We start from the raw sequence: 13,133 nt of genomic DNA on the forward strand, positions 1-13,133 counted from the left end.
TGCACGTGACCCCAGTGGCTCCGACAAAGACAGACCATGAGAAAGCCTGTGATGGAAAGCCACGGGCCTACATCATCCGGGCGAGATAAAGACAGCCAGCTCAGTATACCAGCCACTTGGGGACATATCACAACCTCCCAGCAAGCCTGGAAAGGGGCTTATATGATGTCTCTTTTTTGCGACTTTCCTGTGATATAAGTGCATATGTTTGTGATTTGTTTGTGACATCTTCTCGTTAATCTTAAGGAGTACCGTTGAAATCGGCCAAATTGCGGAAAGACGAACAGCTTGAGAGGAAACAGTCAAAGAGGCGAATGCCTGATGACTTATAGAAATCAACAATGCAAGACAGAGAATCTAAACGAACCAATGTGCGCATTACACCTGCGCTGGCCGCAGATTATTGCCAAGTGAGCAAAGGTACGGCGCTGCAATGGATCAAGAATGGGAAACTGAAGGCGTTCTGTATTCCTAGCGGGCAGTACCGCATTAGACAAGAGGATTTCAGGGACTTCCTTGAACGGTATGATATGCCGATCGAGGATTGGCTCTTTGAGTCCGAATCTGAAAAAAAAGGAGGTGAATAGCATGGCAGTAGAAAAGACAATGGCATCGTCCAGCCTGGTGGAAGTTGTTGACCGGATCCTGGACAAGGGCATCGTCGTCGACGCATGGGCCAGGGTATCGCTCGTCGGCATTGAATTGCTCACAATCGAAGCCAGGGTAGTGGTCGCTTCAGTCGAGACCTTCCTGAAATACGCTGAAGCAGTTGGACTGACCGCGACGGCAACCGCTTAGTTTATTGACTAAGCAGCACCCTGAAAATAAAGAAGGAGAATAATTCAAATGGCTGTAGAAAAAACCATGGCATCATCGAGTCTGGTGGAAGTCGTTGACCGGATTCTGGACAAGGGCATCGTCGTCGACGCATGGGCCAGGGTATCGCTCGTCGGCATCGAATTGCTCACCATAGAAGCCCGGGTAGTAGTCGCTTCAGTTGAGACCTTCCTGAAATACGCCGAGGCAGTTGGACTGACCGCTACGGCAACCGCCTAGTCTGGTTTCAGGTGTGGGCTTTGCTATGGTGTCCTGTGAAGCATACCATACCAAACCCCTCCCCTGTGACACAATAAAAAAACCGGAGGCGTGATTTTATGTTGGCTCTGGATAACAAGCTGGTGGAACTGGTAGAAGACATCGTTGTTTCTTACGAAAACCAAATCTCTGCAGTGGGTGCGGTGATAGATAGCACATACCATATGCTGAGAGAATCCGAGGCGATCCTGGATGATGCCAATAGTCAACTCCGGCAAGCTCTGGCCAGCCGGTCATCCCTGAGAAGGAAGGACTTCGATAGCATGATGGCTGATCTGCAATCACAACAGGCGGAGAAACACCAGGTAATCAGGGAAACACTGAACCGGTTTGTGCAGGAGCATAAGGAATCCGCAGCTCACTTGAGGGAGATGGTTGCTGCAGCTCGATCAGGGGAAATGGGAGATTTCAGGAAAGTGCTGGGCGAAATCCAGACACGGCAAGGCGAGGCGGAAGGGAAGGTCATCACATTGCTGAAGGTTTCCCAGGAAGAGCACGAGGAAATTGTGAGTGAGGTAAATCGGCTGCTGGGCAGCGCCTCCATTACAGCACAAGAATTCAAGGCTACGCTAAACAAGCTAAAGTGCAGACAAAGTCAATTCAATTAGTAACCCGGTATAGAAGATGGCTGATATGCAAGCAAACTGCCAATCTATCTAGAAAGAGAGGAAGAAATGGTATGGTCCGTTGAGACAAAAAACCTGACCGGCGCTATGGATGTCGGTTGCAAGACCCGGAAGGAAGAGCTGGTACAGAGGCGCAATGATACCCTTGAGAATCTGGCGGAAGTAAAGCCCCACCTGGCTCAGTCGGAGAGGGAAAGGGTTATCGAGGCTGAGGCCAGCCTCAGGCAGATGCAAACTGAACTGGGGAAACTCAGGGATGAGGTGAAAACGGCTCTGGCCAAAGCCGCCATTTATCGGATCCAAGGGGAATGGGACCGAATAAACCAGACCAAAGCCGAGTTGAAGCACTTGCATGATGAGATCAAGGTTACTCTGGCAAAGGCTATGGCTGATGTGGCTCAGGCAGAGAGAGAAAGAATTCAGCAAGCCAGAGAGCGTCTGGCTCGGGTACAAGCCGAACTCTATCAGATGCAGGAGCAGGTTAGAATTGCTCTGGCCAAAGCAAGAACTAATCTCGCTGAAATCGAAGGGCGGCGAATTGCCGGGAACAAGGTAGATCTGGAGAAAAGGCGAGCCACAACCCAGGACCGGATGTCGCAAGTGAACGGCCTGCTCGATGAGTGCAGGGGAAACAGGGAAGCGGCGGCAGCGGCCTGGGACAAACTGGCTGGAATCGTGATGCAGCAGACTCCCGTGACCCCGGACGAGCCCGTTAGAAAGAATGGTGACGGAGCATCCAAACTCCACGACGAGGTCTTTAATTATCTGGTTGGTCATCACGATGGCGCTAGAATGACCGAACTGGAAGAAAGATTTGGCGTGCCGCGAATCAAAATGGCAATGGTGCTCAAAAGTCTCATGGGTGACAACAAAGTCCAGAAGCAAAGCAAACTATACTTTGCCGTTTGACGCCCTGCGGCGTCGGAATGATTAACAGGAGGCGTTCAATGGCAATCGGAGAATTAACTACCGTTCTGGAGCCAAGGGCTCTGGCAGATTTTGTGGAAACCGATCGGACCAAAGCCCTCACCAGTCGCATGCTGGCCTACATCAAGGCCGGTTTTCCAGTTCACCTTCGGGGGACGACGGGCACCGGGAAAACCACACTGGCGTTGCACGTTGCCGGTTTGATTGGGCGTCCCGTAATCATGATGCATGGCGACGAAGAATTCAGCACCTCCGATCTCGTTGGGGGTGAATACGGTTACCGGGTGAGCAAAGTGGTAGACAACTTCATCCATACGGTTCTCAAGACCGAGGAAGACATGTCTCGAAAATGGGTCGATAACCGCCTCACCGTCGCCTGTAAGTACGGTTTTACGCTCATTTACGATGAATTCACCCGGTCGCGACCTGAAGCCAATAACGTTTTGCTTGCGGTTCTGCAGGAGAAAATGATGGACTTGCCGCCGGGCAACGGGAACGGGGATTACCTCAAGGTTGACCCGAACTTCGTGGCGATCTTCACCAGCAACCCCGAGGATTACGCCGGAGTCTACCGAAGCCAGGACGCTCTTCGCGATCGGATGATCACCCTGGATTTGGATTACTTCGACCGGGAAACTGAAATCAGTGTCACTCATGCCAAATCCGGCTTGCCGCTCGCGGATGTTGAAAAGATAGTCAGCATTGTTCGCGAACTGCGTGAATCGCCGGAGTGCGAATTCGCGCCCACCGTTCGGGGCTGTATTATGATTGCCAAGACCTTGCAGGTGATCAACGGCGGCCCTGTTGCAGCCGGCAATATCCTGTTCCGGCAAATCTGCCAGGATATTCTGGCCTCGGAAACCAGCCGTGTGGGCAGCAGGAATAGCCAGCTAAAGGTAAAAGACCGGGTCGGCCTGTTGATCGATAAATACTGTGCGGCTGATGCCATTGCGCAAATAGAGATGCCCTCCGGCTTCGAACCCCTCACGGTTCCCCTTCTCGAAAGGGAGACTCAGGAGAATTCGAGGTTTCAGATGGATCTTGCCGCCACTCTCAGTAGATAAATCTCGCAGAGGTGGGAAATGAAGGGAATAACGGATGTCGCCGCCGGGGCAACTCGCGTGAAATCAGCCAGGGGAGGAAAGCTCCTCTCGGCGCCTCGAACCAAGAATACCAGCTACCTGGACCTGTTTTCACTTCAGATTGAGCGGTCACGGCTGAATCAAGAAGCAGTCAATCTGAATAAACGCAGAGGACAGATAGAGGGCAAGCTGGCCATAATCCAAAAGAGGCTGGAGGAGATTCGGGAAGCGATGCTCCTTTCGGCACGCAAAATTACGGACGAGGAAAGCAAAGAGGCCCAAGCATCGGATGAAAAACCTGCGGCTTCAAAGCCCCCGTCGAAAAACTGGCGTGCCATGCCGATGGAGTATTAATCCAGAGCCATGTATAAACCCGCCTGAATCCAGTTCAAGTCGAGAGGCGTATTATGGTCAGGCAATATCATTATAGGGATGTCAAATAAATGAAGAAGGCTGAAGGTTCATGCCAGGAATCCGGTTACACTCTGGTTGTCAAAACCATCAATCTGGCAGAGGCCATAAAGGGGTGCAGTAAGGGTGAGGAACAACCGGAGGGGCAAAACGAGTCTTGGCTCCAGAGTGCGAACCACCGCGATACCCATCGAACTGCGAGTGGCCCTGAGCAGCATTTGAACAGCGCTTGCCTCAGCGTTATCTGCCGGAGAATGATCGCCATCGAGCGGGCACACGCGCTGGGAAAGCAATCCCCCAACCACTATGGCGGCTTGGATATGGCCAGGAAAACAAGGTGTGCTAAGAGGCGAGCTGGTAGCCGGTAGCAGAAAACCAGCAAGGTTGGATATGGAAACAGAAGGCAAATACATCTATGGCATCATCGGCACGGATGGAGTACGGAACTTCGGTCCGGTAGGGATCGGGGGGCGTGACGATACGGTTTCCACCATCAGCTATCAGGATATCAGTGCGGTTATCAGTAATTTCCCCATGGGCCGATACGAACTCAGCAGAGCCAATCTCATCGGCCACCAGAGAGTTGTCGAACGGGTGATGAAAGAATACGCGGTGTTGCCTGTGAGAGCCTTCACTGTGGCCGCCAATGCTGAGGAGGTACGGGATTTTCTGAGGAAGCGTTACCGTGAACTGACCCGACTGTTGAAGGAATTCGACAATAAGATAGAGCTCGGCTTATCTGCCTACTGGAAAGATATGGCTTCCATTTTCCAAGAGATCGTCGATGAGAACAAGGACATACGACAACTCAAGCAGGCCATAGTTTCGTCTCCCAATCCAAATAGCATTAATCAAAAGATCATTCTGGGTGGGATGGTTGAAAGAGCCATCAAGGTGAAAAAGGAGAAGGAGCAGGAAGAGATTATTCATCCCCTGAAGAGGATTGCCGCGGACATCTGCCGGAATGAGGCCAGCGGTGATGCGATGGTGCTGAATGCGGCGTTTCTGGTCGACCGGAGCAGCGAGAAGGAATTTGACATCAGGGTTGATGAGCTGGACCAGAAGTACGGCGCGAGATTGAAATTCAAGTATGTCGGCCCTTTGCCGCCATACAACTTTGTCACTTCAAATATATAAATGGGGCCAGGAGGTAAGAACCATGCCGGATGGGAAAAAGGCAGGCGAGGCTGAGTTTGACTTTGGTATCGGGAAGTTGCGATTCAGCAACATGTTCAAGGGGATCGGAAACCTGATCGATATGGCAGCCAAGCTGGGCGAAGAAACTGAGGAGATCGAGAGATCTGGCGAGATCCAAGGCTTGCCCAAAGATGTCAAAGGGGTTTACGGGTTTAGCATCAAGACTCTGGCCGGCAACAAGCCGGTGGTCGAGACTTTTGGCAACATTAAAGACTCGCCGCGCGGTCCGGTGGTGGAGGAAATCAGAGAGCCGATCATGGATATCTTTGATGAAGAGGCTCATATTATGGTCATCGTCGAACTGCCCGGTGTGGATGAGAAGAATATTAACATCGAAGTGGCCGGGGACATACTGAAGCTGGCTGCTACAGGCAAAAACAGCAAGTATGCCAAAGAAGTCCTGCTTCCCGCCAGCGTAGATATCAACGCGATGGCAACGAGCTATAAAAACGGGATATTGGAAATCACACTGCCCAAGTGCCAGTAATTGTTTACAAAGAAGGGCGTATCATGCTTCGAGAGCCTGATGGTTCGACAAGCCTGTCCTGAGCTAGTCGAAGGGCTCACCACGAACGGAGCTTCTTTTTTCCGCTCGCCCTGAGCCAGTTGAAGGGGAATGGCAATATCCAAAGGTAACACTGAATAAGATAAGCAAGCGCTAGCGGGATGGCGGCGTCTGTCATTCGGGTCAGCGATCACTGAAAGGAGTAATCAAGCATGGGGAATATCAGGGAACAGTTGACCCTCAGGGTAGCCGAGGCAAAGGCCAGGGACGTAGGCAGAGCAATTGCCAGGATTGACCCCAGCGACCTCAAGCAGCTGGGTATTGAAGTGGGAGACGTCATCCGGATTCATGGCAAACGAATGACGGTAGCCAAGGCAATGCCCGCCTACGTGGAAGATCGCGGAAAATCAACGATTCAGATCGACGGACTGGTGAGGGGTAACGCCCAGGTATCGCTCGATGAGAAGGTCAGTGTTCAGACAATCTCATTTCATCCTGCCGAAAAGATCGTGCTTCGCCCTCTGACTTTGATGAAGGCGATGCGGCAAGACCGGGATATCAAATATATCGGCAGCCTGCTGGATGGGCTTCCTCTGATCGAGGGGGATACGATAAGGGCCACCCTCTTCGGCGCTCGCAGCCAGGATTTCACCGTTCTTTCTACCGTACCCGGAAATGCGGTCTCTGTTCACCCCACCACCAAGGTTGAAATCCGAGGCACATCTGATGCCAAACCCAAGTCGCCCAGTGTTTCCTACGAGGATATCGGCGGTGTGGCCAAGGCGGTTGGCCGCGTAAGGGAAATGATAGAACTCCCGCTCAAATACCCTCAGGTCTTTGAACGCCTGGGCATTGATCCGCCCAAAGGCGTACTGCTTCACGGCCCGCCGGGTTGTGGCAAGACGCTGCTGGCAAGGGCAGTTGCCAATGAAACCGATGCCTACTTTGTCCATATCAGCGGACCGGAGATCATGGGCAAATTCTACGGGGAATCCGAAGGCCGTCTCCGGAAGGTTTTTGATGAGGCCAAAGCCAACGCGCCGGCTATTCTCTTCATTGACGAGATCGACTCGATTGCCCCGAAGCGGGAGGAGATGGGAGGAGAAAAGCAGGTTGAGCGCAGAGTGGTTGCCCAGTTGCTTGCTTTAATGGATGGCCTGGAATCGCGCGGTGAGGTGATTGTCATCGGCGCCACCAACATCCCAAATGTCCTGGATCCGGCGCTGCGAAGGCCGGGAAGATTCGACCGGGAGATTGAGATCGGTATCCCCGACCAGAAAGGAAGGCTGGCAATTCTGAATATCCATACGCGCGGGATGCCCCTGGATGCCGATGTCGATCTGGAAAAACTATCGGCGATCACTCATGGATTTGTGGGAGCCGACCTGCAGGCTCTGTGCCGGGAAGCTGCCATGAGCGCCCTGAGAACCATTATGCCGGATATCGACTTCCAGACTGAAACCGTCCCTTACGAGACCCTTCTCTCACTCAATGTAAAACTGGCAGACTTCAAAGAAGCGCTCAAAGAGGTGGAACCTTCGGCCATCCGCGAGGTCTTTGTGGAGGTGCCGAACGTCAAATGGGAAGATATCGGTGGGCTCGCCAATGTAAAGAGCGCATTGATCGAGGCCGTTGAATGGCCGCTGACATACAGAGAACTGTTTGAGCAAATTCATACCAAGCCGCCCAAGGGAATTCTGCTCTCCGGCACACCGGGAACAGGCAAAACTCTGGTGGCCAAGGCCCTGGCCAATGAGACACAGGTAAACTTCATCTCTGTTAAAGGGCCGGAGCTGATGAGCAAGTACGTCGGGGAGTCCGAACGAGGGGTCAGGGAACTGTTCAAAAAAGCAAAACAGGCCAGCCCATGCCTGCTGTTCTTCGACGAGATCGATGCGCTGGTCCCCTCAAGAGGCTCCAGCGGCGGTGATTCACAAACCACCGAAAGAGTAATCAGTCAGTTCTTGACCGAGATGGACGGCATCGAAGAGTTGGCCGGAGTTCTGGTTCTGGCAGCCACCAACCGAAAGGATTTGATCGATGCCGCTATTCTCAGGCCGGGACGATTCGATTTGATCATCGATTTCCCATTCCCCGATGAAGCGGCTCGTGAAGAGATATTTAAAGTCCATACCAGAAGCAAACCCCTTGCCCCTGATGTGAAGCTGCGGTCTCTGGCAGGTGAGAGTCACGGTCTTGCCGGTTCAGATATCGAAGCGGTTGTAAGAGAGGCGTCAATGATGGCAATACGGGAATATCTCAAGTCTCAGATTCATGATACTGGCCCCACGATCCGCATGAATCAGTTCACTCAGTCAATCGATACCATCAGGAACCGGAGGACAGGGTGACGGCTCAAGCAGGGAAGTACATCTACGGTATCATTGAGCGGCCACAGAACAACGTGTTTTCGCTTGAGGACTTTGAAGGCGTCGGCACAATTGAACAGGGAGACCTGTTAGCGGTGGTCGGCTCCTCACCGGTGAGAACCTGCGACCTTCTCGATGAGCAACTCCAGGCCTCTGATGTGCGAAGGCATCAATTGGTTCTGGAAAGGATATTGAAGGACCGGACGGTGATTCCGATGAGTTTTGGAATCATTGCCAGAGACGAAAATGATGTCAAAAAGCTCCTTCAATCGGCCTATGATGATTTCAAAGATACCATCAGGGAACTCGATAACCGGATCGAACTCAACCTTCAGGTGAGGTGTTGCGAGTCGGAGGCTTTGATCCTGAGACACGTGGCAAGCACGGATGAGACCGTCAGGAAACTGAGGGAAGCATTGGCCTCGGCCAGCGCTGAGATAACCGAAAGCGTGAAGCTGGAATTAGGTAAAGCCGTTGTTGCGGCAATAGCCGAGCGCAAAGCCGAGTACGCTCGGGACATCGTCAGTGCGTTGAGCAAGATAGCCGATCAGAGTCTTGCCGGCAAACTCACGGCAAAGGATATGATTATCAACGAGTCTTTTCTAGTGCTGCGAGAGAAAGAAGCGGAGTTTGACCACACCGTAAACGGATTGGGAGAAAAGTATGGGGATCGATTGAAATTCAAGTATATCGGTCCCATGCCGCCTTACAGCTTTGTGAATCTGGCAGTCACCATGATTAATGCTCAGACCGTTGATGGCGCCAGAAAGGTATTGGGCCTGGACAGCGAGACAACCCTTGTCGAGATCAAAAAGGCCCATCGGGCATTAGCCAGGCAATACCACCCGGATAGCAATCACGGCGAACCGGATGGGGTGGAAAGCTTTGAACGGATCACCCAGGCATTCGACATACTGGTGAAATACGTCCGGAAGTGCAAAGCGGGGGACGACGGAACGATTTCATTTGAACCGGATCACATTGAGGATGTTCTGGTCATCACTCGCCGGAGGTAAAATATGGCAAAAACAGGAAAATATGTCTACTGTATCATTCCCACACAGCAGGAGATCAGCTTTGATCACGCGGGAATCGAAGCTGACAGCCGGATTTACACCATCAATCATGGCGATATCGCGGCTGTGGTCAGCGATACTTCGATGACTATTTGCGATCCGATCCGAAAAAATATGCTGGCACACAATCGAGTGCTGGAGGCAATTATGCGGGAGTATACCGTGCTTCCGGCACGCTTCGGGCTCATTGCCGATAGCCAGGACAAGCTGAAAGGCCTGCTTGCGGAATACTATCCCAAACTGAAGACCTTCATCTCCATGTTGGATAACAGAATAGAGGTCGGGATAAAAGTCTTCTGGCAAAAGGAAAAAGTGCTGGCAATTCTTGAGAGCAGAGACCAGAAACTCACTAGACTCCGGCAAGCCATAAAAGAATCGCCCCCGGCGAAAGCTGAAGTTTTGCTGATCGAAGCGGGTCAGTTGGTCAGATCACAAGTCGAAGCATGGCAATCAGAAGTAGGTAATGAGATATACATGGCCCTGATCAGGATTGCGGTCGACGGTCGCCACAATTATCCCGTAGACATATCCAACATACTGAATGCGTCTTTCCTTCTGGATAAATCCAAAGAGGAGAAATTCGATAACGCAGTGGAAGAACTTGATAAAAAACATGGCCACTGGACAAACATCCGATATCTCAAGCCAGTTCCCCCTTACAACTTTGTGAACCTCGAAATGTGTTTGCAGTAAATAAGGAGCGTGCCGTATGGCTTTCATCATCGATGATATTTTGATCAAGATTCTGATGGCGCCCGTGGCTGGTCCGGTCAACCTGGGCATGAAGCTGTTGGAAACCATCAGGGATGAGCTGGACCGTGAACTGTTTCCGGATGAGGCCCAGATCCGCAACAAGCTGGTAGAACTCGGCACCCTACTGGAAGCGGGGCAAATCAGTGAAGCAGCGTATGATGCCCAGGAAACCCTATGGATAGAAAAATGGCGGGCAATTCAAGAAAGCAAAGGAGCGCAGTAAAATGAGCATAGCCCCGACCATGGGTAACAGTTCTTCGTTGGTCGATGTAATCGATCGGATTCTGGATAAAGGCATCGTGATAAACGCGGACATCACGGTATCGCTGGTGGGAGTTGAGCTTCTGGGAATAAAAATACGGGCGGCGGTGGCTTCCTTTGAAACGGCGGCCAAATACGGGCTTGAATTTCCATCGGGGACCAATCTGCAGGCCAGTGGCTGGAAGAAGATCGCCGCCCAAGCGGCTGAAGTCACTGCCTGATAGTCCAGGGAGGATAGAAAACCATGGCCATAGAAATCGACGAGGGGAATTTGAAGCAGGGGCTTCTGGGACTGGTGGTAACACTGGTGGAGATTATCCAGGATGCCCTGCGCCATCAGGCGGTAAGAAGAATGGAGGGTGGCAGTCTCACTGAGCCGGAAATGGAAAGACTGGGGGAAGCGCTTATGGAACTCGATACTGCTGTTGCACAGATAAAGGAGGACCTGGGAATTGCCGAAACAGTCAAGAGCATCATGGATGGGCTGGATCAAGTGGTGGATAACCTAATAGATGACTTCATCAATCCCAATAAGTGGCTGGCAGGCGCAGATGGAGGTAGGTTGAATTGAATAATAATAATGAGCCCAAGCATGGCCGATACGTCTACTGCATCGCCGAAAGCAGTGAGAAAGTCAATCTGGGACCCATCGGCCTTGACGGCAACGAGGTGTATTCTGTCCCGGCCAATGGTCTTTGTGTGGTCGTTCACGATTGTTCCGCCAAGGCCTATACTTCTGACGACGAACAGACTCTGCATCGCTGGATCATCAATCACCAGGAAATCGTCAAAAGCGCATCAGAGAGGTTCGGCACGGTTCTTCCCATGAGGTTTGACACGATCGTTCAGGACACAGAGAAGGGCAGCGCCGATGAGAATATCCGCAGGTGGCTTACAGAAGACGAGGGGGATCTCAGAGGTAAACTGGATCGGATCAGAGGCAAGGAAGAATACGGGGTTCAGATATCGTGGGACCCGAAGATAATATCAGAAACAATCAGCGATACCGACCCGGAGATCAGTCGCATGAAAGAAGAGATTAAAGGGAAATCAAAAGGATTGGCCTACATGTATCAACAGCGTCTGGAAAAACTCATCAAAAGGACAATGGAAAACCAGGCCGAGAATCGCTTCAAGGATTTCTACCAGCGAATCAAGGGGTGCGTGGATGAAATTAAGGTCGAACGGACAAAAACGGGGGAAGAGAGGCCGATGCTGGCAAATCTCTCGTGCCTTGTTCGTCAGGGCGAGTTGGGATGCCTGGCCAATGAATTGGAAAAGATCGATAAAACCAGCGGTTTCTTCGTCCGATTCACCGGACCCTGGCCTCCTTACAGTTTTGTGGCTGTGGAATAAATATGGAACCAACTCGTGATGTGCATGGAACTCTCTCAGACCTGCTCGATCGGATACTGGATAAGGGCGTCATTATCAATGCGGATGTTATCATCACGCTCGCTGGAATCCCGATGATAGCGGTAAGCCTCAAGGCTGCCATAGCCGGAATGGAAACCATGCTTGAATACGGGATCATGACAGACTGGGATGAACGGATTAGATATGATGCAAGCAGTAGCAGCAAGCAAACGGTTGCGGTAGGCTGACCCGGTAATCGGAGGTAAAAATGGAAGATATCGAAAACAGGCGATACATCCTCTGGCTGAGGGAGATGGAAGCGTTGCTTTCCGAGAAAGCGGGCGGACGAACCCGTAGCGGGCAGGATGAGGTAATGGACGAGTTCACTGAGACAGTCGCTGATCTGGAGAAATCCGCTGCATTCGGAGAACGGCTGAAAACAATCAACGGTGAAATCGAGCGTCAGTTGATCACTGACAATAATGAACTGGAGGTATGACTTGATAACCGCTATCAAAGCAGCCAATCTAGCTAAAGATGAAATCGCCAAGCTCACCAATCTGGAGCTTGGGGGCGTGAGGGGATTATCACAGGATGAAGGGATGTGGCATGTGATGGTGGAAATGGTGGAAAAAAGGTCCATACCCGATGCTCAGGACATTCTGGGTGGCTATGAAGTGATCATCGATGAAGAGGGTACAATAGTGAGTTTCGAGCGAAAGATGTTTCGCAAGAGAGGCGATACCGATCTGAAACCGGTCCAGTCGACGTGAGGACAATGGCATGTCTACTGAGGCAACTGATTCCATGAGGAAATTATATGTGGTGCCTATTATCCATAACAATGCTGACCTGGGGACTCTGGCAACCGCCATAGATCAGGCCAGCCAAGCCCAACTGGGGCAACAATCGTGGTTAAGGCATCAAGACACCGTGGACGCATTCTGGGACAGTATAGCCGGTTTCATGAACTCATTTGAAGTAGCCGGGTTTAATCTCTATCAGGATGGTCTGATTGCCGACGGCGAGATGGGCATGAGAATCGTGGAGCAAGGCGTGAAGGATGGAAGCAAGAACTACGCCATCATTGCCCACTTACTCCAGAATGGTGCCCGATTGATCCGCACGGAGGACTTTTATCTCGTCAAAACTGAATATGACCTCCTGAAAAACGTTATCGATGCCAAGTCAACTGCAGAACGCATAGCCGCCTCGTTGAAATTCAAACTGGCCGCCGAAGACCTGCTGGCGAAAAGGGACCAATACATAGCGGAGAGGATCGATGAGACGCTTAGCCAAGGGGAATCGGGGATACTGTTCATCGGGGCATATCATAATATAATCCAGCGCTTGCCCCATGACATCGAAGTGCAGGAAGTCAAAGAAACCCGGAAAGTCAGGGAGTACCATCTGTTGCATACAGAAACAAGCCACTCAAACGAGGGGATTGGACAACTTGAGGCGTATCTAATGGC

At 51.6% G+C, this 13,133-nt stretch carries 20 protein-coding genes and 1 pseudogene; all 21 read left to right on the forward strand.

Annotated features, from left to right (window positions below; translation table 11 throughout):
- The first annotated feature begins 341 nt into the window (after nucleotides 1-341).
- Nucleotides 342-587, forward strand: coding sequence for a helix-turn-helix domain-containing protein (locus tag PHV74_10740; GenBank protein MDD5094839.1), 246 nt, complete (start codon nucleotides 342-344; stop codon nucleotides 585-587).
- A 1-nt stretch (nucleotide 588) separates the two neighbouring features.
- Nucleotides 589-798 carry a gas vesicle structural protein GvpA gene (gene gvpA / locus PHV74_10745; protein ID MDD5094840.1) on the forward strand — a complete coding sequence of 70 codons (210 nt, stop codon included), beginning with the start codon at nucleotides 589-591 and terminating at the stop codon, nucleotides 796-798.
- A 48-nt stretch (nucleotides 799-846) separates the two neighbouring features.
- Nucleotides 847-1,056: a gas vesicle structural protein GvpA gene (gene gvpA / locus PHV74_10750; GenBank protein ID MDD5094841.1), complete on the forward strand. Its 210-nt coding sequence runs from the start codon at nucleotides 847-849 to the stop codon at nucleotides 1,054-1,056.
- 98 nt (nucleotides 1,057-1,154) lie between these two features.
- Complete coding sequence (locus PHV74_10755; GenBank protein MDD5094842.1) at nucleotides 1,155-1,703, forward strand: hypothetical protein; 549 nt, start codon at nucleotides 1,155-1,157, stop codon at nucleotides 1,701-1,703.
- Nucleotides 1,704-1,769: 66 nt separating this feature from the next.
- Nucleotides 1,770-2,630 (forward strand): hypothetical protein, encoded by an 861-nt coding sequence (locus tag PHV74_10760; GenBank protein ID MDD5094843.1) that lies wholly within the window; start codon nucleotides 1,770-1,772, stop codon nucleotides 2,628-2,630.
- A gap of 38 nt (nucleotides 2,631-2,668) precedes the next feature.
- The gene (gene gvpN / locus PHV74_10765) at nucleotides 2,669-3,712 is read left to right on the forward strand and encodes a gas vesicle protein GvpN (GenBank protein ID MDD5094844.1); all 1,044 of its coding nucleotides are present in this window, start codon (nucleotides 2,669-2,671) and stop codon (nucleotides 3,710-3,712) included.
- An 18-nt stretch (nucleotides 3,713-3,730) separates the two neighbouring features.
- A complete protein-coding gene (locus PHV74_10770; protein ID MDD5094845.1) occupies nucleotides 3,731-4,084 on the forward strand; it encodes a hypothetical protein in 354 nt (117 codons plus the stop codon).
- 89 nt (nucleotides 4,085-4,173) lie between these two features.
- On the forward strand, nucleotides 4,174-4,509 hold the full coding sequence (locus tag PHV74_10775) for a hypothetical protein (GenBank protein ID MDD5094846.1): 336 nt from the start codon (nucleotides 4,174-4,176) through the stop codon (nucleotides 4,507-4,509).
- A complete protein-coding gene (locus PHV74_10780) occupies nucleotides 4,481-5,278 on the forward strand; it encodes a GvpL/GvpF family gas vesicle protein (GenBank protein MDD5094847.1) in 798 nt (265 codons plus the stop codon). Before PHV74_10775 ends, PHV74_10780 begins: the two co-directional genes overlap by 29 nt.
- 22 nt (nucleotides 5,279-5,300) lie before the next feature.
- The gene (locus PHV74_10785; GenBank protein MDD5094848.1) at nucleotides 5,301-5,825 is read left to right on the forward strand and encodes an Hsp20/alpha crystallin family protein; all 525 of its coding nucleotides are present in this window, start codon (nucleotides 5,301-5,303) and stop codon (nucleotides 5,823-5,825) included.
- A 230-nt stretch (nucleotides 5,826-6,055) separates the two neighbouring features.
- A complete protein-coding gene (locus PHV74_10790) occupies nucleotides 6,056-8,194 on the forward strand; it encodes a CDC48 family AAA ATPase (protein MDD5094849.1) in 2,139 nt (712 codons plus the stop codon).
- Nucleotides 8,191-9,228, forward strand: coding sequence for a GvpL/GvpF family gas vesicle protein (locus PHV74_10795; GenBank protein MDD5094850.1), 1,038 nt, complete (start codon nucleotides 8,191-8,193; stop codon nucleotides 9,226-9,228). The genes PHV74_10790 and PHV74_10795 overlap by 4 nt, the downstream gene beginning before the upstream one ends.
- Nucleotides 9,229-9,231: 3 nt before the next feature.
- Entirely contained in the window at nucleotides 9,232-9,981 is a 750-nt protein-coding gene (locus PHV74_10800; protein ID MDD5094851.1) for a GvpL/GvpF family gas vesicle protein, read from the forward strand.
- A 16-nt stretch (nucleotides 9,982-9,997) separates the two neighbouring features.
- Complete coding sequence (locus tag PHV74_10805) at nucleotides 9,998-10,264, forward strand: gas vesicle protein GvpG (GenBank protein MDD5094852.1); 267 nt, start codon at nucleotides 9,998-10,000, stop codon at nucleotides 10,262-10,264.
- 1 nt (nucleotide 10,265) lies between these two features.
- A pseudogene (locus PHV74_10810) lies at nucleotides 10,266-10,469 on the forward strand (gas vesicle protein).
- Nucleotides 10,470-10,546: 77 nt separating this feature from the next.
- Nucleotides 10,547-10,873: a gas vesicle protein K gene (locus PHV74_10815; GenBank protein ID MDD5094853.1), complete on the forward strand. Its 327-nt coding sequence runs from the start codon at nucleotides 10,547-10,549 to the stop codon at nucleotides 10,871-10,873.
- Nucleotides 10,870-11,658, forward strand: coding sequence for a GvpL/GvpF family gas vesicle protein (locus tag PHV74_10820; protein MDD5094854.1), 789 nt, complete (start codon nucleotides 10,870-10,872; stop codon nucleotides 11,656-11,658). The genes PHV74_10815 and PHV74_10820 overlap by 4 nt, the downstream gene beginning before the upstream one ends.
- Nucleotides 11,659-11,660: 2 nt before the next feature.
- Nucleotides 11,661-11,906, forward strand: a complete 246-nt coding sequence (locus tag PHV74_10825; GenBank protein MDD5094855.1) for a gas vesicle protein — start codon at nucleotides 11,661-11,663, stop codon at nucleotides 11,904-11,906.
- 20 nt (nucleotides 11,907-11,926) lie between these two features.
- The gene (locus PHV74_10830; protein MDD5094856.1) at nucleotides 11,927-12,157 is read left to right on the forward strand and encodes a hypothetical protein; all 231 of its coding nucleotides are present in this window, start codon (nucleotides 11,927-11,929) and stop codon (nucleotides 12,155-12,157) included.
- 1 nt (nucleotide 12,158) lies between these two features.
- Nucleotides 12,159-12,431 (forward strand): gas vesicle protein, encoded by a 273-nt coding sequence (locus PHV74_10835; GenBank protein ID MDD5094857.1) that lies wholly within the window; start codon nucleotides 12,159-12,161, stop codon nucleotides 12,429-12,431.
- Nucleotides 12,432-12,441: 10 nt separating this feature from the next.
- Nucleotides 12,442-13,133 (forward strand): hypothetical protein (locus PHV74_10840; protein ID MDD5094858.1); only part of this gene is annotated, 692 nt, incomplete at its 3' end.

This window comes from Dehalococcoidia bacterium, from assembly GCA_028711995.1.
Lineage (GTDB): Bacteria > Chloroflexota > Dehalococcoidia > SZUA-161 > SpSt-899 > JAQTRE01.